Here is a 20,713-nt window from a genome sequence, read left to right on the forward strand (position 1 = left end):
TCCACCTCGCCGCTGCCGTGATAAACTCGCGATGAATCCCAACAGACCCTAGAACAAGAGATCGCGATGCCAGAAAGTGAAACAGACCAATCTGCACTGTCTGTTCGGTCACAAACACTTTCTGTTCAATGATCGACATGTCTGTTTGCTGGGCAGTCTTAGAATCGAAGTACCGTCTTCAATGTTGTGGCCCACCAAACAGGCTCGCCATCAGCCGTCGAAGGCCTCTCTTTGGCAGCCTCGCGCGGCACGTCACTTGCTGATCATCTTGGACCGTCCCTCTGGATGTCGGTTTAAAAATATAACCTTGTCGAGCGACAAATCATGGGATGCCGCGAAACGGCCTCATGTCAGGGTTCGACCAGCTTGACTCTTGTCCAGTGTCTGACAGTCGCGCCGCCTCTGTCAGGTTGAGAACACTTATTTGGCAAACCTCAGTTTTTCAAAACCTAATCAGAGATCAAATGAGGAGACGTCATTGGCACGGCTATTGCTATTGAGATGCAGCGACACCGATTGGCTGAGTACACGAAGCGCAAGACGAATGATGCTCTCTTTCCCTTGAACCCGTGTGCATCGTTTTGAGAAGGAAACCCAGCGTATCTACCGCCGCACCTGAGAGCGCACACAACAGGCGCGTGGGCCAGTCGATCGGCTTCACAACAATGGCGCGAAAGAGGCGGCCAATGCTAGCGCCGCAGGCAGTTCGAATGCACACCCGGGTGTCGTATCCGTGCTGATGGGCAAGGCTCACCGTGTGAGATGCAGCTTGCGCTCGGAGCTGTTGGAGAGAGCGATGAACTCTTCAGAACCAATGTCGCCAGATGCGCCGTTTGGACGTGCATCACGGCGCCGCTAGCCGATCGCGATACACTATGCATGGCAACGAGAAGCTACCATCTCGCCAGCGGAATGGCGGGGGCTCGCTTCAGGCCCTAAACCGCCGCGACCGTATCGAGCCTGTCGGTGAGTTCGTCCGGCGTCTCGACCGTCCCGTGCCTGGCTTTACTAAGTTCTGCTGTCGGCGACATGCTGCTGTCGTAAAACGCGCAAGGAAGGTGAGATATCGTTAGCATTGAGTGCTTCGGGCTCCCAATCGACCCGCGCTCCGCGGCACCTGTGACGAGCATGCCTAACACTGCCACATTTTGACTTGGTGCACCGATGACCAACGACTCCAATCTCAGTATTGACCTGCACATTTGCAGCAAGCCCGACATTGAACTCGACGTGCAAGGGTTCGAGGGCACAGAGTGCATTTCCCTGCCGTTCAGCTACGTGATCTATGCCACGACATCGAGCAATGTCGATACCGGCTCTTTGATAGGCGAGCGCGCCAAGCTGTCTGTCAAAACCGCATGCGGGCGATGGCTTGCCTCGGGCCTGTGCGCCCAAGTTGAGGAACTCGATCCAACGGTGACTGACCTGCGGGTGCTCCAGTTCGTCCTGCGGCCGCGTTTTGCGGTCGCCGAGCTCTCCATCGCGAGCCGCATTTATGGCCCTGGCCAACCCATGGGCGTCGATGACATCATTAAACAGCAGTTGAACAAGGTGAGCATCAACATTCCCACCGAATACAATCTTGATCGCTATCCCAAGCGAAATTATGTTGTGCAATACAATGAAAGTGATTTGACGTTCATTTCGCGCCTTTGCGAACGGAACGGAATTTTCTACTTCTTCAAGCAAGAAGACGAAGGTGAAACCGTCGTCTTCGGCGACAAGAATCTGGCCTTCCCCAAGATCGGGTTCGGCGTTAAGTCGGCGATTCTTTATGCGCGCCAGCACGAGCGCAAGACATCGCGAGGCGTCGACGAAAGCGCCGTTCGGTCATTCCGGCAGCGCCGGGTTCTCTCGACAAAGACCATCGCGCTCCGCGATTACAACGAAACGGTGCCTTCCGTCGTGTCCGTCGATAAGCAGGTCGGACAAGGCAGCGGCTTCTTGGGCAAAGCCTCGCGCTTCGGCGGGCACTTTGCGACCGAAGCAGAAGCGGCCACGCTGGCCCGGATCCGTGCCGAGCAGATCTGCGCCGGCCAGACAATGTACATCGCCCACAGCGACGCACCGGAGCTGCGCGCTGGCGTCATTTTCGAACTGGAGGGCCATCCCCGCTTCGATGGTGAATATCTCGTCATCGCCGCGGATCACTCGGCCTATCGCCCGGCGCCAACCGGATTCGGCGCATCCGGGCAAAATGGGCGAGCCTACCAGAACATGGTCCATTGCATCCGCTCGGACGTGCCTTATCGACCGGTTGCGATGACGCCTGTGCCTCTTGGCGTCGGCCTCCACACCGCCACAGTCGATGGAGAAGCTTGGAACGGGCGGGCCGAGATCGACGACCAGGGCCGCTACAAGCTGCAGCTTACATTCGCCGACGAACCGGCCGAGGGCGCTGGCAGCGACTACGTGCGCAAGCTCGAACCTTATGCAGGTCCGAATCAAACCGGCTTGCATTGTCCGTTGGTCCCCGGAACGGAAGTTCTGGTCGGCTACATCAACGGCGACATTGACCGGCCGGTAGTGGTCGGAGCGGTCCACAATCCAGATATGAAGGGAGGAGTGACCTCGGACACGCACTTGTGCAATCGCCTTATGTCGCAATCTGGCGCCTCGATCGTGATGTACGACGGATCTCCGTGATTTCTTCACCTCATGGAACCTTATGGCCGTCTGGCGCCCAGCGACTCACGAGATCGACCCGCTATTGGAAGCGGTCGCCAATACGGCACGCGCGACCATCCTGCCAACAGCAACGATCAACATACCACCGCCGTCGGCCGATGGCATTTGCTCGCAACGGCTTCGTGACGGACGAGAATTGCGCCTCAAATTATCCGCGCACTGTCTCGAGCAGGAACGACGCGGTCCTTGCACGGTGCTCGTCTACGCCCTGCAGGGCAATGCCGTTGTTGATAACCGCATGGGTTACCGTGTGACGGGGCAGGTTGTCCTCGACGTTGCCACACGTGCATTTCTCGAGGTCGAGTGTCAATTGGAACAGGTCGGCCCTGTCATGCCGTGACGGACTGCTGTCTCGATCGCGACGAGGTCTTTGCGTGATGGGTGCCGGTGCCTGGAAATCTGCCCGACCCTGTTGACCATCACGTCCGGAAGGCCCGAAAATTCAGGTGTCGGGTGCACACGGCTCTTGGCACGGATGTTGCCATGTCCATCGTGCCGGTGTGTGCCGGCGTATGCCAGAGATTGGGAGACGAACGTGTCACTTGAAGCCTACATGACAATCAAGGGAAAGAAGCAGGGCGACATCTCCAAGGATGCCTCCAAGACGGTCAGCATCGGGCAGGTCGGCAAGGGTGATGCGGGTAAGCAAGGGAAGATCACCGTTGTCGCCTTCACCAGCGGCATCATCGTTCCGCGCGATGTGACGAGCGGTGTCGCCACGGGCGCTCGCAACCACCAGCCGGTGCTTTTCACCAAGTTTTTCGATCGGGCCTCGCCGCTGCTATGGCAGGCGCTGGCCACCAACGAGGTGCTCGAAGAGGTGGTCTGCGAGTTCTACCGCACCGATCCAGGGGGCATGCCGCAGCCGCAGAACTTCTTCAAAATAAGCTGGAAGAACGCGACGTTAGTCGAGGGCAAGGCTTATGTGCCGCTGACGATCAATCCGCAGAACAACTTCTTTCAGAACATGGAAGACTGGTCGTTCACCTACAAAGAAGTGAAATGGGAGCACGTGCCCGGCAGCACCAGCGGCGAGGATAAATGGTGACAACGCCGCGACGTTTGCGCTGTCGCCGTTTTGCGGCGTCTACGAAGCGCTATGCACCCCCGCCAAGCCAAGGACGGTGACTTGGTCCCAGGCACCGTCCGGTACATGGTGGATACCTTGCGCACATTCGACGCGTCGCAGGACTTGGAAGTGGCCATGCCGGGTCTGCTTCACGGCAGTGTGCAGACAATGCTAAGAGTAGGTAGATCGGTCCAGCCTTGCTCAACAGAATGTTGGATAGGCCGGGAGCATTGGCTGCCATTGCCGATTGGTGCATTGGGCTTGGCCAATTGAGCAAGCCGGGCTCATATGCCTGCTGATCGGACGAATTGTCGGACGCACAACGTAGACATGCGGCAAAGATACGCCGGTTCATTTGGTGGCTTTAGGGCCTCGCGGTGCATCAAGTGGGTCGTGTTCGGACCGAAATATCGCGCGTGTAGCCGAACAGGGTGCCGGAATCGTACTGTTGATCCTGCGTCATGGGTAGTGATTGACGAACATGAATGCGAATTGGGAACAACCAGCCTTCACGGCGTTCGGGACTCAACCGGCGGATCGTTTGTGGACTGCCTGACAGCTTAGCGCGATGACCGCGTTCCACGAAATGGGCAATTCGCTTGCTTCTCTACGTTCCCGGGTTTGGCGGATCGTTGGCGGCCAGGCTGAGGCCCCAAGTATGCTCAGTGCGTTTCACCAGGCGGGTCATTCACTTGCTGCGCTTCGCTCCCAGGTTTGGCAAATCGTCGGCGGACAGGCCGAGACCCCGAGTGCGATGACTGCGCTCAATGGAGAGGGGCATTCACTTGCTGCGGTCAGTGCCCGGAGTGTGGCAACTCCAACTGGGAGGAGCTCTGTAGTGCGGCAGGTCGGGAAGGGAACGAATAATGGAGACGGAGCGAAAGGCGGGAGGGGAGACGGGCCAAACTTTGCGCGCGCAGTGAAATACGGATTGTATCTCGCGGGCGCGGGCTACGCCTATAATGAGGTCGCAAACGACTTTTTCCTTTCTACCACATCACTGCACGACGGGAAGAAAGGCTTCACCAGTAACGAACGGCTTAGGTTGGCTCAGGCGAAGGCGAGGGAGTATTACACGTCGTATCACGCTGCCGACCCTGACACTCGGCGCCTCAATGAACGTCCCCTCAATCCAATCCGTACCTGCGGTAACAACCTGTTCGTAACGATGATCGATTACCGGGCGGCGACCTATGTACACGTTGGTCGCCTGGTGGATTCCATAGCGGCGCACACTTCTCTTGTGCTGAACCTGAGCTGCATGAAGGGTCATCTCGTGAAGGACGAGTGCGTGGCCAAGTACAGGCCATCCAAAGTGCCGAAGGATCCGGACCTGACGAACAGCCCGCTATACGACAGAAAGAACAAGTACGCACTGACGGGCGTGCTCAACGATGAAACTGGTGCTTACGGCTACACCTCGAGGTCGATCACCCAACCTTTCGTGAACAAGGGCGTTCAGCACTGCCGGGACGCCACCTTCCAGAGCGAGAAGGGACTAACTTTCAAGCGATGCATCGACAGGCTGGAGGCGCTGCTCGACAAGGACGGCGGTCTCAGAGAGGAGGCCCAGTTCGCGGCTGGCCAAGCCATCCTGAACTTCAGGCAGGTCTACGCTGCGGACGAGCATTGGGGACACGCTGAGAACGTCGTGATGCAGGCCATGTACGAGCACGGTTGGCTATCACGGGCGGAAACCGACAAGCTCGATGCGACGCTTATGTTCGAAGATCCAAATAAGAACCCGCTCAAACGCAACAAAAGCTGGGTTGGGCCGGGACTACACCAACTCGACGTCTGGCTTCAGGAGAGGCGATCGGGTCATGATCCCGTGATAGGTGAGGAGTTGAACCACAAGGAGATCGATATCATGAAAGATCTGCCCATCGCGCACTTCAAGTTGAACGAGCAGGGCAATGGGTTCGAGGATTGCTCAGGGTTGGGCGATTCGTTCACGTGCGCCAATGCCGTCGCCTGCATCAATCACGCGCGCTTGATGAGTGGCCTGCCCCGCCTCTCAAAGGAGGACGTTATAGTCATCGTCGCGTGCCTTAACGCCGTATACGACGACACGTCGTCAATACGGCACTCGCTCCACGAGGTGGCACGCGGCTGCTTCGTCGGCGCTGGTTACACCACCGAAGACGCGGATGAGTTCTACATGGGGGTGTGTCGGAAGGCCGCGCGAGAGTATTACGGCGGCAGATATCTCTCGAAGCAGCGTTGACGCCGTAAGGAGTGGTGTATTAGCGAGCGACGCTCTCGAAGCGGTCTGAGCTGGAACACGAGTTAGGTCCGATCTCATTGCACGCATGCTTCCCCGCCGGAACGGCTCTTCTCGAAGCCCGATAGCCGTCACCACGGATGGTGATCACCGACGATTGATGAAGCAGCGATCAAGGACCGGCCGAACAGTTGCAGCTGGACGTAGTACGTCTGCACGAAATCTGCGGCCGTCGACTCTGTTGATATTGTTGACGGGATTCATCACATTCACCTCCAAATCTGACCAGATCAAGCAGGACCTGTGACTCCTAGATAGAGACGTTCTCATGGGCGGCAAGTCTCGCGTAACGCCGTTCGGATGTTACCGTCATCCAAAAGCGGATGAACAACGTGATTGTCTCGAACGTGACACTTTCATTGCGTTCAAGCCGCTCGAGCACGTGCGCGATGCGTTCGCCCCTTTGGCTATCGCAGCCCAGCCGCCAATCGCAATCGTCTGGAGAAAGGAAGCAGGCAATCGCAGCTTCAGCAACCAGCGACTTGGGCTTGCCGCGATGCTGTGGGAGCGCCGCTCAGTCAATCGTTCGTGTGCGCAGCAGGGTCTCGAGCCGGCGCCGACCTTCGTCGATCGCGCCGGACCAATGGCCGAACCGTTCCTGCACGACAACCTCGAATGAAGGATACCACAATGGCTTGCCGTCGGCCTGAGCCCAATACCAGGGATAACCGCGCGGCACGAAGACCACGCCGGGAACGCCGAGCGCTCCGGCGATATGGACGGCGAAGCTGTCGGGCCCAACCACGGCGTCGAGATTGGCGATCGCTGCGATCAATTCCGCAGGACACTCGATATGCACACCAGCATCGATCGGGCGACTCCATCGTTTCATGTCATGCCGTTGCGCCCCGCTCATCAAACTGACCGGGGTGACGGAGTGAGAGATCACGGCGGCGACCTGCTCCATCGAGAGGCCGAGAGCGCCATCCTCCCACACGATGCCCACCAAAGGCCTTGCGAACGCGGCCAGAGCATCCCGCCATTTGGCGAACAGTTCGGCTTCGGGGCGTAGGTAGGGAATGCCATCGGCAATGTTGCGGGCGTCGGTCGACAGAACGCGCAATAACGATTGCAACGGCATAGCTGAGAGCTCGGGCCTCGGCTCGTCCGAAATGACCTGCTCAGCGAGGCCGGCAAGAAGAGCCTGGTAACGTGGCTCCGCGACCACATGCACATTTTGCTGGCTCGTCAGCCGACGCAAGAGACGAACGAGTGCTACGAATTCGAGGGCGCCCGTCGTCGGCGGCACAACTATCTGCGGCACAAGCGCCAAGGCGGCCGGATCAGGTGTCGGGAAGTGACCGAGCGTCAGTTCAAGCGTCGTCTGTAGAGACTTCGCTGCTTCGCTCTCTGGTCGCGTGTGCACGACGTGGCTGACAAGCTTGAGGGATTCATCGAACCGGCCAACGAGATGCAGGACACGCGCCAGAGCAAGCGCGGCGGAAGGATCCGATTTGCGAGCGCGAACGAATTCCGTCAGTTGCGCAATGCCTCGGTCCACCTCACCCTTGGCAATCGTAACGCGGGCCACGATTTCGCGCGCACCAACATGAGCCGGCGCATAGGCGAGCAGTTTCTTGCAGGTGGCCTCCGCCTGCGGCCAGAGTCCGGTTGCGGCGCGGCAATAAGCCAGATGAAAGAGCCCGGCTGTATCGAGCGGGGCGCGCAGATGCGCGCGTTCCGCAAGGTTGAGCGCCTCGTCGAAACGGCTGCGTTCGAGCATGAGCACCGATAAATTGACCAGCGCATCGGGATCGTCCGGAGCAATCTCAAGCGCACGAAGCAGGACGGCCTCAGCCGACGAGCTGTGGCCCAAGGCGAACTCGATGGCGCCGAGTTGAAGGAGGGCACGCGCATTCCCTGGCTCGTGTCGGACAACGGTCTCCGTCATCGCGCGGGCTTCCGCAACGTTGCCGCGGCTCAGTAGGGCATGAGCGAGCGCCAGCTTAATCTCCTCGTTGCGCGGAGCGAGAGCCGCCGCGCGTTCGAGGCAAATCACCGCCTCCTCAGCGCGGCCGAGCAATCCGTGGGCGATGCCGAGATTGTTGGTGAGGCCGGCGTGTTCGGGGTAGATGGTCGCCGCTTCCGACAGCATGTCGAAGGCAAACTCGATCCGCCGCCGCGCAAGTGCCAGTGTGGCCCTCGCATTGAGCGTATCGGGATCACTTGTGGTGGCGACCTCCTCCAGTAGCGCCTCCGCCTCCTCGAGACGGCCGGCCGCGATAAACTCCTGGACCGTTCTAACCCTCTCCTGCCGGGTCGGAGCCGGCATGCCAGTGGACAGCATCTATGCTATGCAACCGTGACGCGTTTGCCGTCGAGGCGGAGATCCTCGCTCACCGCGATGACTTTGCTGTGGGCTATCTCGGAGGCAATGCCGGTGACCCTAATGGCCTGGGTTTCGGTCTGCAATGAGTCAATACGCTCGATCACCGCGACACGCTCGACCGCCTTCACCGTAAGCAACTCGGCGCTCGCTTCCTGGATCCGCGCCGAGCATCGGACACGGTCCGCGACTAACGTGTAGAGCTTGCCGATCCAGGTGCCTTTGTTCGCGAGCACAGCAAACAACTTAGCCTGCAGATCGATACTATCGGCGCGCAAGGATATGCGCTGGCGCGCGGCGATGGTGATGGTCTCGCCCTCAATCGACATATTGCGCCCCCCGGGTAGGCCGACCATGCCACCATTGGAAGCCGCCCGCTCGAGCACGGTCACGACGAAGGCTTGCTCCACGTTAGCGAAGAGCAGCACCATGTCCCGTGGTATAGGCCGGACCAGGCAGCCAACAGCCACCGTCGCCGTGTGACGAGCGCCAGCGACTTCGACCTCCATCGCAGTGCCATCATCGCTGACTGACAATACACGGGCTGTGTGATGTCCAGGTTCAAGCAAGCGCTCGGCCATCGCCAAGATGTCGGTGTTTGTGGCACGGATCGTCATCGTCATTCCTGCTCTCCAGCCGGCTACATGAAATTTATCGACTTCTTTTGTATGACTTCCTCATTGCCGGTGCTGGACATGATCTCAGCTGCTCGGGTCACAAGCTCGTACTGTTCCGTGCTTGACTTTCCCTGACGCAATTCTTCTTCCGTTACGGACACGCTCATCTTGCAGACCTTGCCGTCGCGGCCGACCACCTTCAAGTCGTCAACGGGCGCGAGCTTGAAATTGCTTGTCCTGAGAATCTTGGTATCACTATCGGCCGACTTGAAGTCGGGTCCAAAAACACACTTGGCCGAATTGCCGATCACTTGCTTGACGTCGTTTCCTTCGACAATGTCAAGTTTGTTGCCGATCGTGACAGAGTTCATATCGCTCAGATTGAATGAACATTCTCTTGAGATCTTGAAGGTGAACGCTTCTCCAAAGAACATGCATACGTTATTGGCCATCGCCAGCGTGGTAGCTGCGCCTCTCATGCAGGTGAATTTAGTGCCTTGAAAGAATTCCTTGGTGTCGCCCATCGTCTGCTTTTCCGAGTTGCCAACGGTCGTTTCCAGCTTGTGGCCGTTGTTGATGAGCTTGACGCGGTTCGAGGCCGTCAGGATGATGTCCGCAGGCGTCCCATTAGCGCCAGCACTGATTGATACGCCATTCTCTGCGGAGATCTCATAAGTGCCTTTCGAGACCTGATGTTGGGAGTTGCCGTTCGTGACCTCCGTGGTCTGACCGCGACCGATTTTGAGCAGTGCAGCGCCTTCGATATTTGCCTGGAAGTCCTTGTTGGTGAAGGCAAGTAAGCCGGCATTGTCGCTTTCATGTTTGCTGATCGCAGCTGGACTTTCGCCAATAGTCGTTGTGAGACCCGTGACAAGTTTTTCTTCTTCGTCCGAATAAGAACCGAGGCGCAGATAACTCGACTTGGTCAGGGGAGAAGACGGTGTTTCTGGAACGACCAGTCGGGTATAGGCATTTGGCATAGTAGGCTTCCCTAATCGTGTGGCTGTAGGTACCTTAGCGGTGCGCCATCAAGCGGGTTTGAGAGGGCGATATCGAAAGTCCGAACGCGTTCGGGTTGGCACCATTCTGCTTAGTCGGCATCCCCATTTTGGTTGCCGGTGACCCGCCGATTGACAAATTGTCCGATCCCGCTTTGGCGCGGCTCGGACCCATGACAAGGCCAGAGATGACGCCGAGGGCCACACCTGCGCTATCACCCATCGATGTCGCGCGCTCGGTCGTCATGTTGTGTGCAGGCATACACATGATCAGGAACCGAGACTGCGTAGGAATAGCCGTCGTGTTCATAGCGACGTTTGGATAGGGGGTAGGCACAACGGCGGGACCGGATGGCGTGTTGCAGACGTCGGGAAACGCTTGATCCTCCGCCGACATCGGGCCACTTGAATTGACAAAAGTCATTTGTTTAGCTCACTCCGTTGAGAGGGATGACGCGGCTTGCATTGTAGAGTTCAGCGACGGCGCGTTCCGGCACAGTATGCAGGGCACTCCCACGCTGGGTCACGAACAGACTGCCTTCGGTCGACGCGCAGTGAAAGTCAGTGCGCAGAAAGCGCGAGCCGGAAAAATCGCTGCCATCAACCTTGGCGTGGTGCATCAGCGCATAGGACATGTCGGCGCCGGCAAACAAGGCGAACTTGGCCGATGCACGTGTGAAAACGGCCGTCGCCAATGTTGTGCCAGAAAGATCGCAGCCGTCGAGGCACGCCTCTACGAAGATGGATTGCGTCAAATTGGCATTGCGCAGCCTTGCGGCTCGCAGGTCAGCCCTGACAAACAGCGTGTTCGGGGCGGTCGCGCTGGAGAGGTCGGCGCCAACGAGGCTCGCGCCCGCCAACACCGCACCGGAGAGGTCTGCTCCGGACAGGTTTGTGCGGTTCAGCTTGGCGCCGCTCAAGTTTGCTCGCGCAAGCATCAGCCCGGAGAGGTCCCGCTCCGACAGATCGCATTCCGAGAAAAGAATCGTGTCGCAACGTAATCCCGTGAGCTGTGCACTGCGCAAATCGGCCTGCGTTATGGCGGCGTTCGTCAGCGTGGCGTTGTCGAGCACGACATTGGCGAGGTCACAATCCATGAGAGCGCTTTGAGATAGGGTGGCCTTGCTCAGGATCGTCTGGGCCAACATGCAACGCATCGCTGTCGTCTGGCTGAGCCGCGTCTCGCTAAAGTCGCTATGACTGAAATCTGATGTCATGAACGTCGACTGGGTGAAGCGCGCCCGCCGCCAGTCGGATTCGCCAGCGCGGCAACCGACAAATATGCATTTTTGAAGGTAAGCATCGGCGAAGGAAGCGCCGCTGAAATCGCAGTCCTGAAACGTCATGCCGGTCAGGCGGGCACGCGTGAACTGGCTGCCGCGAAAAGAAGAACTCAGCACAACGCCATCGTTCAGGCTCAGTCCAGACAGCATCTGGCCATCGAGGTTGGCTTCGCGTACGGGGAACTTATGGTCGACCGACTGCAATAAGAGATCAATTGACATGGCGCGTGACCATCAGGACGGTGCGGTCGATATTTGCGTTGCTCAAATCGGTCGCGACCAAAGAAGTATCCATCAGGTCGGCGCCATAAAGATTTGCATGGCGTAGACTGGCGCCGGTGAGGTCGGCTTCATTGAGATGTGCCTCGAGCAGGTTAGCGGCATAGAAGTCGGTGCCGCGCAGATCGTTGCCAGTGAAGACCGCGCGTTTCAGCGATGTCATTCGGAAGATGGCGCGCGCCAGCGTCGACTTGCCGAAATAAACACCGTTCAGTCGAGCCATGGTGAAGTCGGTGCCGCTGAGGTCGGCCGCCTGAAAAGAGAGCGCCTCGGCGCTGCTGCGGCCGAAGCGGGCGTCGCGCAGATCGATGTCGCCGATGAAGCTGACTTGGTCAAATTGCGAGCTGCTGAGATCGAGTTGGGGCGCTGCCACTTTGAGAAAGCAGGTTTGCTTAAGTCGCGCGCCAGCAAAGCTCGCACCAGACAGCGATAAATCCATGAATTGTCCGCGCTCGAGGACGGCGTCCCCCCAAACGCTGTTCTCGAGGTCGGCTTTGATGAAGGAGCATTGATGTATTTGCGCAGAACGGAAGGTTGCCCCGATCATCGGTACCCGCAAAACCTGGAGCTCGCCAAGCCGTGCTTGGTCGAAGGATGCGCCCACCATGCGCGCGCCGAGAAGATTGGTGCGCACAAGCTGGCTGCCTGCGAAACGCGTTCCGCGGCAGTCGGCTTCACCGAGATTGGCTTCGGTGAGATCGGTCGCGCTTAAATCAGCGTTGATGAGCGTTGCGCCGGACAGTGCGGCTTTCATCAGTTTTGCGCCGGCCAGGTTGGTCCCGCTCAGCTTCGCGCGCTCAAGAAAGGCGCCGGAGAAGTCCGCGTTCGCGAATCGCCGCCCGGAGAGGTCGGCGCCGGCTAGATCGCGACCAGCAATCGTGCCGCCGCGCCGGAACTCCTCTTCCACCAGATCCCCCAGCGCGCGTGCGACAGCTGGTGCCAGCATCGTTTCAGGCCTGAGCGGCTTGGGTGAGGCGAGCCTTGCTGCGGCCATGCCGGCTGCCAACTGACCCTCGGCTTTGTCGATCTCGGTTCGCAGGACGGTCAATGCTTTCGTAGATTCCGTTTTAGCCGCGGCGATCCTTCCTTCGGGCTCATCAGCGCTTGCCGTTTGATGCGGCGCATTCAAGGCCTCGAACGGCGGGCGGTCATCGGACGGTAACGCAGGAAGGGCCCTTCTGAGCGCCGCTTCAGCATCGGCGAGGGCCGTATGCGCGCGTTTGGCGGCGTCAGGCGGTGTACCGGAGGCCTCGATCTGCGCCAGTATGTCGTCAATGGTCAGGCGCGGCGGCGCCTCCGGTGTGAGGCTCCGCGTTTCTTCCGGAAGTACAAGCGCGGGAATATCGGGAAGCGAAAAGGCGCCGTCCGATATGGCGTTGCGTATCGGCTCGAGCGGTCGTCCAGCCGCCAAGTTAAAGAAACGAGCATGTGCAAGTTCGGATTGTTTTTGCTCGTCGAGCGGTTGCGTTGCTGCGCGAAGGATTTCGCGACGCCAGTTTTTCGCCCGCGCGAGCTTGTCTTCGATATCGCCTATGAGGGCCGGATCAGTGTCCGGCAGCGCAGGGAATGGCGGAGCTTGCTCAAAGCTTGCGTCCATCGACTGCGCAGCGTCCGTGGAACCGATCGCGGCAAGCAAGGCGTCGATATCGCTTGATGCGGCGTTTCGACTGGCAATCTTTTCATAGGCCGCGCGCACGGGTTGATATTGAGCGTCAAGCTTGTCGAGATCGGATTCTGCCTTGGCCTGTACCGTCTCCAAGGCGTCGAGGATCTCGGCCAATTCGATCTCGCCACTCTCGAGTTCCTCCGGCAACAATTCCGGAATGCTTGACGGTTCGATCGACGGTATCTCGATCGTCGGGCGCAGCGAAGGCGGAAGCTCAATGCCCGCGAACTCCCGCTCGAGCGCCCAGCGCATGGAGGCCAGCTGCCGCGCTGCGCGCTGTTCGGCCAAATAGCGACGCCGCGCCGCGCGGCGTTCGCGTTCGGCAGCCGAAATCTCAGGGGCAAGTTGATGTTCCGAAAAGGCATACCGTGCGGCGGTCGTCGGGTCGAGCCGCAGCTGCCGGACATTCAGATAATGATCGAACGGCCGCGCGGGCTCGCCTTGTTGTTCGTAAGCGACCATAATGTCGCCAACGTCACTGCCGTCCAGTTCCTGCACGGCGGTCGCGGTGCGGTAGATCATGACGCCGCGGCGGGCTCCCGCGAACAGCCACAGGGTATCGATGCGCGTCGGCAGTTCCGTGACGCCACGCGTCGCATCGCTCCAGCCGATGAAGCAGCGCACGCGAAAGGCCGGCAGGCGGCCTTCGATCAACGGATGCTCCGCGGAGAAGTTCTGCAGCGCGTAGGATTCTCCGCCCGAGATGAAGCCGGCCATGCGCTGGTCTGGCGGCGCAAACAGGAAAAGGCGCGGATCGGCATCGCTCGCCAGAGCGGGAGCAACCGATTTCAGCCACGCGGCGTCATAAGTCCCCGCGTATCGCAGGCGCTCCTTATCATCGAGCGCCATTGGTCCAAAGGCTGCGGGCGGTGCGATCGTTTCGATGAACTGAATCGCGTGCTCGGGGTTTTCCACGTTGGGCAGCGCCACCAGTTCGCCGGCCATGCTGCGGCGAAGAGCCCCGTGGCCGGCGCCGACGGGGTTCGCGGCGTAGCCGGGCCCGCCGAACGCGCGTTGCCGCGTTAGCGGCATTTGCCGGAATGCTTGCGCGGCTGTCGGCTGCCAGCCGAAGGCGGTCATCTGCCAATAACGGTCGCCGGTCACCAGAAGGTGCTTCTGCATCGGTCCGAGCGTCCAGCCCAACATCATGCGCTCCGTCGGCCGTCCCTCAGGCGCCGCCGCATGTCCGCCGATGAGCACTTCCGCTTGCGGCTTGGGCATGCCGATGTCGAGAGGGTTGCCGGGGGGAAGCTCCTTCGCGGCGATCACCCAAAGTTCCTGCTCGCCTTCCAGACGGTCCGCGCTCGGGTTGGCGAGGTCGAACATCGCGAAAACGGAAATGACGAGGCTTGCCCCGGGAGGACGGCGCTCGCATTTGGTCAACAGACCCAGTGTGCGTGGCTTTATAAGAATGGGCATGAGACCCGCCGAGACAATTGTCGCTTCTTCGCTATATTTCTCGAGCGTGACGGACTTGCGTTCCGCCTATGCGGACGCGTCTATGTGTCACATACCAGATTAGGTGGGCAAGAAGATCAGCCAGCGTTGCGTACATGGCCGAACTGCAAGACTTTGGTCGTCGATCGTGTCGTGGAGAACCGCGTATCGGCTCGGATTCCGCTTGAGCGACCAGATAGAAGACAACATCATAAGGGGGCTTGCGGCGATTGCCGAACGGTACAAGCTCTTCCGTCTGCACAAAACCCGTGCTTCGCAGTCCTTTGGAAAGCTGCTCTCGCGAGGCGGAGCTGTTGGTGCAATGGCTCCGGAATGACCACATTTGCCTTGCGGGTCGGCGAGGGAATGTGCGTGGCCCGCCCGTCATTCGAGCCGACCTGCTGTGATTGGTGGCAGCCGACGAAGCGCGTATGGAATCGTCGATAAATAGACCGTGCGAATGGGAACCACGCGAGAGCCTTAGTGTGTCGCCGCGGTTCTACACCGCGCAACTGCGTGCAAGAATATCTTTGCATTAGATTTCTTGTTTCCAGTAGCAAGACTGAATGCCTGCGCGCGTGATTTGGGTTCGACTTGGTTGAAGCGATAATCAAGCCATATTGATTGAACGCCGGGTGACGGCAGATCAGACGGGCAAGGATGACTTGTGAATCTCATCGTCGTGTCGAACCGGGTTGACAGCGGCGACGCCAAACAACCCAAGATAGGCGGCCTTGCGGCTGCGCTACTCCCTGTGGTCGAACAATCCGGAGCAATCTGGGTGGGATCCTCGGGCCAATTGGGCGATGGTTGTCGTAAAGCGCCGCCTGTCGAGACGCTCGGCGCAGGCAAGCTTGTGACGCTGAATGTGCCTGCCGTGCATTATCGGCGTTACTATGAGGGCTTTGCCAACTCGGCACTATGGCCGGCCTTGCATTCGCGCACCGACCTGATCGACGCCTCGGCGTTAGACTATCTCAGCTATCGCGAGATCAACACGGTGATGGCAAAAAGACTGCTCCGGTTCGATGAGCCGACCGCGTTCTGGGTGCATGATTATCATTTCCTCCCGCTCGGCACTGAGCTGCGTAAGGTCGGCATCAAGCAGCCGATCGGTTTCTTCCTGCACACGCCATGGCCGCTGCCAGCCATGATGCGGAGTGTGCCGCGTCATCGCGAACTGATCGAGGCGATGTTGGCTTACGACCTGATCGGCTTTCAGACCGAGGAGGACCGGAGGAATTTCATCGCCTATGTCAGCACCGATCTCAGGCATCTCAGGCTTACCATCGAGGACTGTGTTGTAACCTCGGGTCATGGCCAAACGCGATCCCAAGTGTTTCCGATCGGCATCGATCCGGTCAAGTTCGCGGAATTGAGCGCCGACGCGGCCTCGGAGCCCTGGATCTCGTGGATACGGCGCGGTCTTAATAGCGAGAAGATTGCTATCAGCGTCGATCGGATCGATTACTCCAAGGGTATCGACAAACGCCTCCACGCTTTAAACCGCCTGTGGACCGAACGGCCGCATCTCGCGCACAGCATCTCGCTATTGCAGATCGCCACCCCGTCGCGCAGCGGCATTGAGGCCTACAGCAATCTGCAGAAAGATGTCGCCCGCCTTGTCTGCGATATCAATAACCGCCATCGTAGGGGCGACTGGACCCCGATTAGTCATTTCGAGGAGGGCTTCAGTCAGGCCGACCTCGCAATTCTTTACCGCGCAGCGAAAGTTGCCGTGGTAACGCCGTTGCGTGACGGCATGAATCTGGTGGCGAAAGAATATGTCGCTGCGCAAGATCCGAACGATCCCGGTGTGCTGATATTGTCTAAATTTGCCGGCGCGGCCAAAGAGCTGAAGGAGGCGCTGCTCGTCGATCCGAACAACATTGATGACATAGCAGACAAGATTTCGGCCGCAATTTCGATGTCGCTTGCCGAGCGCATCTCGCGCTGGCAAGACATGGTGGGGACGCTTCGAGCGTATCCCATCCAGCGATGGACCGCGGACTTCGTTGCGGAGTTGGAGAAAATTCGGACCGAGAAACTCGCGGGACAGTTCAGTCCGCGGAATGTGGGGGAGCCTAGCGGCTCGAAAGGGAAAGTCGAGGGGAAATTAGCCGGCGTGGCAAGCCATTTGGACCTGCCGCGGCGGTTGTCACGCCCGGCGTTCGATGTACGGGCTAGGAGATTAGATGATGATTTCACGCACATCGTAGGCTCGGGCTGGAACCACGGTCCCCAACTGGCCCCGGACGTCCTGCTCGGCGTGCTGAATAGAGTAGACGCCTTCCCGAGGCCGTTCCAGCCGACGACAAATTTTTACATCCATGGTCATCCCTACATGGCGCAGTTGGCTGCAGGGTTGAGGGAGGTGACCCCTAACAATCCGCTGGGCGTCAACGTTATTCTCATACCTCGGCTTAAGGGCGGCTGAACAACCGCGCGTGGGTTGTAATCGGCACCTCTTGCTCGAACCGTCGATTATCAAAGGCCTTCGGTCATAGATGTCGTCATATTTGCCGCCGCCTGCCGAGGTCCAAGTTGAGGACGGTCACCGGATCGAGGCCGTCATCGTCGTTGAGAACATTGTAATGCATCGCGCCGCCATCCTTCATAAATCGGCACCTCCAGTGCGGCGGCATTAACGCGGTGGCCGAGCAGACCGGCGGCAGAGTGCGCATCTCGGGCACGCTGGCGCTCAACAGCACCGGCAACGAATTTGTTGATGCCGGCCACTACTACGCGATCCGCGCCAATCGGTCACCGACTGACTCAAGATGTGCAGACCCTCGCTGAGCCGATTCGCTGTCAACCCATTTCAGTAACGACAGTTCGGCCGAGAACCCTGGTCCGAACGCAGCTAGGATTCCGTATGATCCTGGCGCCTGCTCCTCATGCTCAAGCACGTGATCCAAAACGAATAGTACAGTTGCGCTCGACATATTTCCATGACGTCGAAGAGTTTCATAGCTGGAAAAGAAGTTTTCAGACGATCTCCCAAGGCCCTGCTCACAAACCTCCAATACTTTTCTCCCGCCGGGATGAAAGATTAAGCTCTTCGCTTGGTTAGAATGGATGCCATCCTCCGCTACAACGACCGCAGTGCATGTGGCATCAATTCGCTAATCATTGATGGAATGCGCTCAGAGACTACGACTTCAAATCCGGAGTCGCCAAAATGCCAGCCCATTAAAGAAGTCGAGTCGGGGTAAAGCAAACTCGTATTTGTTACGATATCCAGTTTGCCAGAGCCGCTTTCAGCTGGGCCGATTAGGAGCGCGGCAGCGCCATTCCCAAAGAGGCTTGAAGCAACAACGTTCTTCGGGGTGAGATCATTCGGCTAGAATGTAAGGGATGTCAGCTCCACAGCAATGAGGAGAACGCGTTCGCTCGTTGCGCGGCAAATCGCTCCTGCCAAGCTAACTCCCGATGCTCCTCCGGCACATCCGAGGCCGAATATGGGCGTCCGTCGTACATTTGTTCGCAGTCCGACCTTCGAGATCACATCCACATCGAGACTGGGGGTAGCTATCCCGCTCGACGAGACAAATATAATCCGATCGACGTGTTCGGGCTTCACGCCGGCCCTGTTGAGACAGAGCACGGTCGCTTTGCATGCGAGCTCCTTTGCACATTCCAAGTATATCTGGTTTGTCTCACTTATGCGATGCTCGCTGAGAAGCCATTCGGGCGCTACACAAAAGAAACGCTGATCGACTAGCGCATTATCGAATACTGTAAGAGACCTCTTCAGCTTCTCCATTCTAGATCCGAAGTGGCGACCCGCTAGTACATTGGCCTCGGTTTGCGAAATTCGGAATGGTGGCAAAGCCGTCCCAACAGCCAAAATTCTGGACATCAGTTCCTCTTGTTGTTCGCCTCGAACCAAAGCGTCGATCAAAGACGTCCGCGACGTCCCAGCGTTAGTTCACGTGGACCAAACCGATGCCGATGTCCTGCCCAATGCGGGCAGTTCCTGCGAGGCCGCCCGCTGGAAAAGCCCGCGATCCCGGTTGAAAAGAAGTCCACGTTCCGAGGGCCAATGAACAGGCAATCGTACTCAGCGCCGACGGTTATTGAAAAAAGCGCTCAAGGTCCGCCCCTACTGTACCGCCCCGCCGGGTTTCGCTACCGTCGGTGAGGGGCAGCCCAGTCGCAAATTCGGAGAGTTGATATTTATCGCGGGCGACCGCAGCGCCGCCTTTCACATACAGCAGCACGTCAGTCCAGGCGTAGCCAAGCAGGCCCGTGAGCAGGCCGAATGCATCAACCCTGGTTTCATCCTGGAGGCCTACGAAAGTGAGGTTAGCGTTGGAGTCCTTGAAATCAGCGCAGTTGCCGTTCGCCCGGATGCCGAACACCGAGTTGGCTATCTGCCAGCGGAAGCGGATTTCGCCGCCGAGCGGGCCTCCTGTCGCACTATGGCCCCTGATGGCAAGGGGCGGAGCGCGGACCACAACGCCAGCGTTGACGAGATGCCAGCATCGACGCGCGGGGCCGCCACCGCTATTGATACCGATGTAGGAACCGCTTCGCTCGGAGAGCCGCGCGGCCAGATCAGCGGCAGAGGCGGCCAGCACCACCAGGGCTACCGTGCCCAGCAGGATTCTTTTCATCCTTCTTGACCCAATTCCGATGCAACTTTCTTGACGGTGTCCATGGATCACGGTTGCCATGTACCTGTCTTCTCCATCAATTGATAGGGTTGGTAGTTGACTGGTAAGATCGTGTCCGCCTCTGCCAATGAATCGCTCGCCTTCTTCGACGCGGGCCGCGCGAGTTCGTCGCGCCCCAGACGTTTTGCCATCGTCGATAGGCCTGACGCCGCCAGACACATCGACTGGGTCTCGCGGCAGGTCGACATGTCGGACGAAGCTGGCTCGGTCGTCGCCGAGCATCTCGGCGATGTCCGCGACGAGCTTCTCGCCTCCGAGGCGAGCTATGAGTGAGCGTCACATGACGGTGTCCCGGCCGCGACCTGACTGAGGTCGGCGCGGCCGTGACTGCCGTCGGTGACGCGCTCACCGAACTGCGAGTTGCACTACCAGCTCTTCGCCTTCATGTCGCGGCCCGCCCAAGGGCGTCGAGTTCGCGGCCTCCGAGGAGCAAGTCATCCGCAACGCCATCGCGGCGGCGCTCGGCGCCGGCCCCGAAGGCGCACACTAAAGGGCATTCTCAACCTTGCTGCCGGGTGCAGTTCAGCGGTCATCGCGCAGCTTGGCTTTGACGCGCCGCTTGGGCGTTTTGTTGCGCAGTTGCAGGCCCAACTCGCGGTAGACGCGCCGGGTCTTGTTCTGGCCGTGGCGCCATCCTTCACGACGAAGCAGGACGTGAACGCGGCGATAGGCCGAAGAAGCGTATGGCGCCGACGATCAGTGACAAAGCTGCCCGGACAGCGGTAGCGGAGCTAAACAAAGAGCCGAAACGGCGTGATGTCGAGCGCCGGCGCGAAGAGGCCGCGGCGGCCAGGAACGTGAGCGACGCGAGAAGGCGGTCGAAGGCGCAGGCGGCTCTCGACAGGGCCGTGCAGAATCGTGAGGCTCCTGCCATCGGGCGCGAAATTCTGCATCGACCGCCAGCGACTGATAGAGAGCGCGACCATGCGCCTTGCCGTGTGCTTGCGAAATCGCAATCCAGGCGCGCGCGATATCGCCATCGGCTGCCAATCCGAGACGCGCGACGATCGCTTGAATCTGTGCCTTGTGACTCAACCGCGGCTGCAGTTCCTTGGCGGCGCGATTGATCGTCGTTGAAGCCGGCTGCGTGCAAGTGTTTCCTGGTGGCTTCGACTTTTGCGAGATCGTCCGGTGTGACGTCGGCGGCAATCTTCATCGGCCCCGCCAAGGTCTGCCGCAGAACCGATTCAAGCTCCCGCAAGGCGTGGGCCGCGAGCGGAATGGATACCCGGAGCGGAAGCGCGCCAGCCGACAGCCGGCAGAAGTCGACATAGCGGTCGGCCATGCTCCTTCCGAGCAATTGCCGGATCAGGGCCGCCGTATTCTGCTGCTGAGCTATCGCCAATTTTTGGTGACGGCCGGGCCGGTCAGGCGGCGGCGGTTATGG

15 protein-coding genes and 2 pseudogenes are annotated in these 20,713 nt (G+C 59.2%); 6 read left to right on the forward strand and 11 right to left on the reverse strand.

Annotated features, from left to right (window positions below; translation table 11 throughout):
• The first annotated feature begins 1,164 nt into the window (after nucleotides 1-1,164).
• From CQ13_RS34440 to xopAG, 4 genes are all read left to right on the forward strand, one after another.
• Nucleotides 1,165-2,646: a type VI secretion system Vgr family protein gene (locus tag CQ13_RS34440; RefSeq protein WP_057847238.1), complete on the forward strand. Its 1,482-nt coding sequence runs from the start codon at nucleotides 1,165-1,167 to the stop codon at nucleotides 2,644-2,646.
• Between the two features lie 22 nt (nucleotides 2,647-2,668).
• Nucleotides 2,669-3,028: a hypothetical protein gene (locus CQ13_RS34445; protein WP_057847239.1), complete on the forward strand. Its 360-nt coding sequence runs from the start codon at nucleotides 2,669-2,671 to the stop codon at nucleotides 3,026-3,028.
• A 195-nt stretch (nucleotides 3,029-3,223) separates the two neighbouring features.
• Nucleotides 3,224-3,736 carry an Hcp family type VI secretion system effector gene (locus CQ13_RS34450; RefSeq protein WP_197427539.1) on the forward strand — a complete coding sequence of 171 codons (513 nt, stop codon included), beginning with the start codon at nucleotides 3,224-3,226 and terminating at the stop codon, nucleotides 3,734-3,736.
• Nucleotides 3,737-4,595: 859 nt separating this feature from the next.
• A complete protein-coding gene (gene xopAG / locus CQ13_RS34455; protein WP_197427540.1) occupies nucleotides 4,596-5,984 on the forward strand; it encodes a XopAG/AvrGf1 family type III secretion system effector in 1,389 nt (462 codons plus the stop codon).
• A 571-nt stretch (nucleotides 5,985-6,555) separates the two neighbouring features.
• Here xopAG and CQ13_RS34460 read toward each other — a convergent pair.
• From CQ13_RS34460 to CQ13_RS34485, 6 genes are read right to left on the reverse strand one after another with little or no spacing between them, the layout of a single operon-like run.
• On the reverse strand, nucleotides 6,556-8,328 hold the full coding sequence (locus tag CQ13_RS34460; RefSeq protein ID WP_057847241.1) for a tetratricopeptide repeat protein: 1,773 nt from the start codon (nucleotides 8,326-8,328) through the stop codon (nucleotides 6,556-6,558).
• A gap of 5 nt (nucleotides 8,329-8,333) precedes the next feature.
• Nucleotides 8,334-8,990: a DUF3540 domain-containing protein gene (locus CQ13_RS34465; protein ID WP_057847242.1), complete on the reverse strand. Its 657-nt coding sequence runs from the start codon at nucleotides 8,988-8,990 to the stop codon at nucleotides 8,334-8,336.
• Between the two features lie 17 nt (nucleotides 8,991-9,007).
• Nucleotides 9,008-9,964 carry a hypothetical protein gene (locus CQ13_RS34470; protein ID WP_057847243.1) on the reverse strand — a complete coding sequence of 319 codons (957 nt, stop codon included), beginning with the start codon at nucleotides 9,962-9,964 and terminating at the stop codon, nucleotides 9,008-9,010.
• A 34-nt stretch (nucleotides 9,965-9,998) separates the two neighbouring features.
• A complete protein-coding gene (locus tag CQ13_RS34475; RefSeq protein WP_082637818.1) occupies nucleotides 9,999-10,406 on the reverse strand; it encodes a DUF4150 domain-containing protein in 408 nt (135 codons plus the stop codon).
• A gap of 4 nt (nucleotides 10,407-10,410) precedes the next feature.
• Nucleotides 10,411-11,487: a pentapeptide repeat-containing protein gene (locus CQ13_RS34480; protein ID WP_082637819.1), complete on the reverse strand. Its 1,077-nt coding sequence runs from the start codon at nucleotides 11,485-11,487 to the stop codon at nucleotides 10,411-10,413.
• The gene (locus CQ13_RS34485; RefSeq protein ID WP_082637820.1) at nucleotides 11,477-14,629 is read right to left on the reverse strand and encodes a DUF2169 family type VI secretion system accessory protein; all 3,153 of its coding nucleotides are present in this window, start codon (nucleotides 14,627-14,629) and stop codon (nucleotides 11,477-11,479) included. Before CQ13_RS34485 ends, CQ13_RS34480 begins: the two co-directional genes overlap by 11 nt.
• A gap of 685 nt (nucleotides 14,630-15,314) precedes the next feature.
• Between CQ13_RS34485 and CQ13_RS34490 the strand changes: the two are divergent.
• Nucleotides 15,315-16,700: pseudogene (locus CQ13_RS34490) on the forward strand (alpha,alpha-trehalose-phosphate synthase (UDP-forming)); the annotation flags it as partial.
• A 688-nt stretch (nucleotides 16,701-17,388) separates the two neighbouring features.
• Here CQ13_RS34490 and CQ13_RS47405 read toward each other — a convergent pair.
• The 3 genes from CQ13_RS47405 to CQ13_RS34500 all read right to left on the reverse strand — a co-directional run bounded on the left by CQ13_RS47405 (nucleotide 17,389) and on the right by CQ13_RS34500 (nucleotide 19,326).
• Nucleotides 17,389-17,769 (reverse strand): 3-oxoacyl-[acyl-carrier-protein] synthase III C-terminal domain-containing protein, encoded by a 381-nt coding sequence (locus tag CQ13_RS47405; protein ID WP_082637821.1) that lies wholly within the window; start codon nucleotides 17,767-17,769, stop codon nucleotides 17,389-17,391.
• Between the two features lie 221 nt (nucleotides 17,770-17,990).
• A complete protein-coding gene (locus CQ13_RS47410) occupies nucleotides 17,991-18,551 on the reverse strand; it encodes a hypothetical protein (protein WP_082637822.1) in 561 nt (186 codons plus the stop codon).
• 172 nt (nucleotides 18,552-18,723) lie between these two features.
• A complete protein-coding gene (locus CQ13_RS34500; protein ID WP_245309522.1) occupies nucleotides 18,724-19,326 on the reverse strand; it encodes an outer membrane protein in 603 nt (200 codons plus the stop codon).
• Between the two features lie 36 nt (nucleotides 19,327-19,362).
• On the opposite strand from CQ13_RS34500, the gene CQ13_RS34505 reads away from it, so the two are divergent.
• Nucleotides 19,363-19,599: a hypothetical protein gene (locus tag CQ13_RS34505; protein ID WP_057847248.1), complete on the forward strand. Its 237-nt coding sequence runs from the start codon at nucleotides 19,363-19,365 to the stop codon at nucleotides 19,597-19,599.
• 252 nt (nucleotides 19,600-19,851) lie between these two features.
• Here CQ13_RS34505 and CQ13_RS41975 read toward each other — a convergent pair.
• Nucleotides 19,852-19,995, reverse strand: a pseudogene (locus tag CQ13_RS41975) (IS3 family transposase); the annotation flags it as partial.
• A complete protein-coding gene (locus CQ13_RS43795; protein WP_156434088.1) occupies nucleotides 19,964-20,611 on the reverse strand; it encodes a hypothetical protein in 648 nt (215 codons plus the stop codon). The gene CQ13_RS43795 and the pseudogene CQ13_RS41975, both read right to left, overlap by 32 nt.
• Between the last annotated feature and the right edge of the window lie 102 nt (nucleotides 20,612-20,713).

It is taken from the genome of Bradyrhizobium retamae (assembly GCF_001440415.1).
Classification (GTDB): domain Bacteria; phylum Pseudomonadota; class Alphaproteobacteria; order Rhizobiales; family Xanthobacteraceae; genus Bradyrhizobium; species Bradyrhizobium retamae.

What these genes read in the sequence shown, in the direction of transcription:
- CQ13_RS34480 (WP_082637819.1), bottom strand. Translation starts at nt 11,487, where the DNA reads ATGTCAATTGATCTCTTATTGCAGTCGGTCGACCATAAGTTCCCCGTA.
- CQ13_RS34470 (WP_057847243.1), bottom strand. Translation starts at nt 9,964, where the DNA reads ATGCCAAATGCCTATACCCGACTGGTCGTTCCAGAAACACCGTCTTCT.
- CQ13_RS43795 (WP_156434088.1), bottom strand. Translation starts at nt 20,611, where the DNA reads ATGGCCGACCGCTATGTCGACTTCTGCCGGCTGTCGGCTGGCGCGCTT.
- CQ13_RS34485 (WP_082637820.1), bottom strand. Translation starts at nt 14,629, where the DNA reads ATGCCCATTCTTATAAAGCCACGCACACTGGGTCTGTTGACCAAATGC.
- CQ13_RS34460 (WP_057847241.1), bottom strand. Translation starts at nt 8,328, where the DNA reads ATGCTGTCCACTGGCATGCCGGCTCCGACCCGGCAGGAGAGGGTTAGA.
- CQ13_RS34475 (WP_082637818.1), bottom strand. Translation starts at nt 10,406, where the DNA reads ATGACTTTTGTCAATTCAAGTGGCCCGATGTCGGCGGAGGATCAAGCG.
- CQ13_RS34500 (WP_245309522.1), bottom strand. Translation starts at nt 19,326, where the DNA reads ATGGCAACCGTGATCCATGGACACCGTCAAGAAAGTTGCATCGGAATT.
- CQ13_RS34440 (WP_057847238.1), top strand. Translation starts at nt 1,165, where the DNA reads ATGACCAACGACTCCAATCTCAGTATTGACCTGCACATTTGCAGCAAG.
- CQ13_RS34445 (WP_057847239.1), top strand. Translation starts at nt 2,669, where the DNA reads ATGGCCGTCTGGCGCCCAGCGACTCACGAGATCGACCCGCTATTGGAA.
- CQ13_RS34465 (WP_057847242.1), bottom strand. Translation starts at nt 8,990, where the DNA reads ATGACGATGACGATCCGTGCCACAAACACCGACATCTTGGCGATGGCC.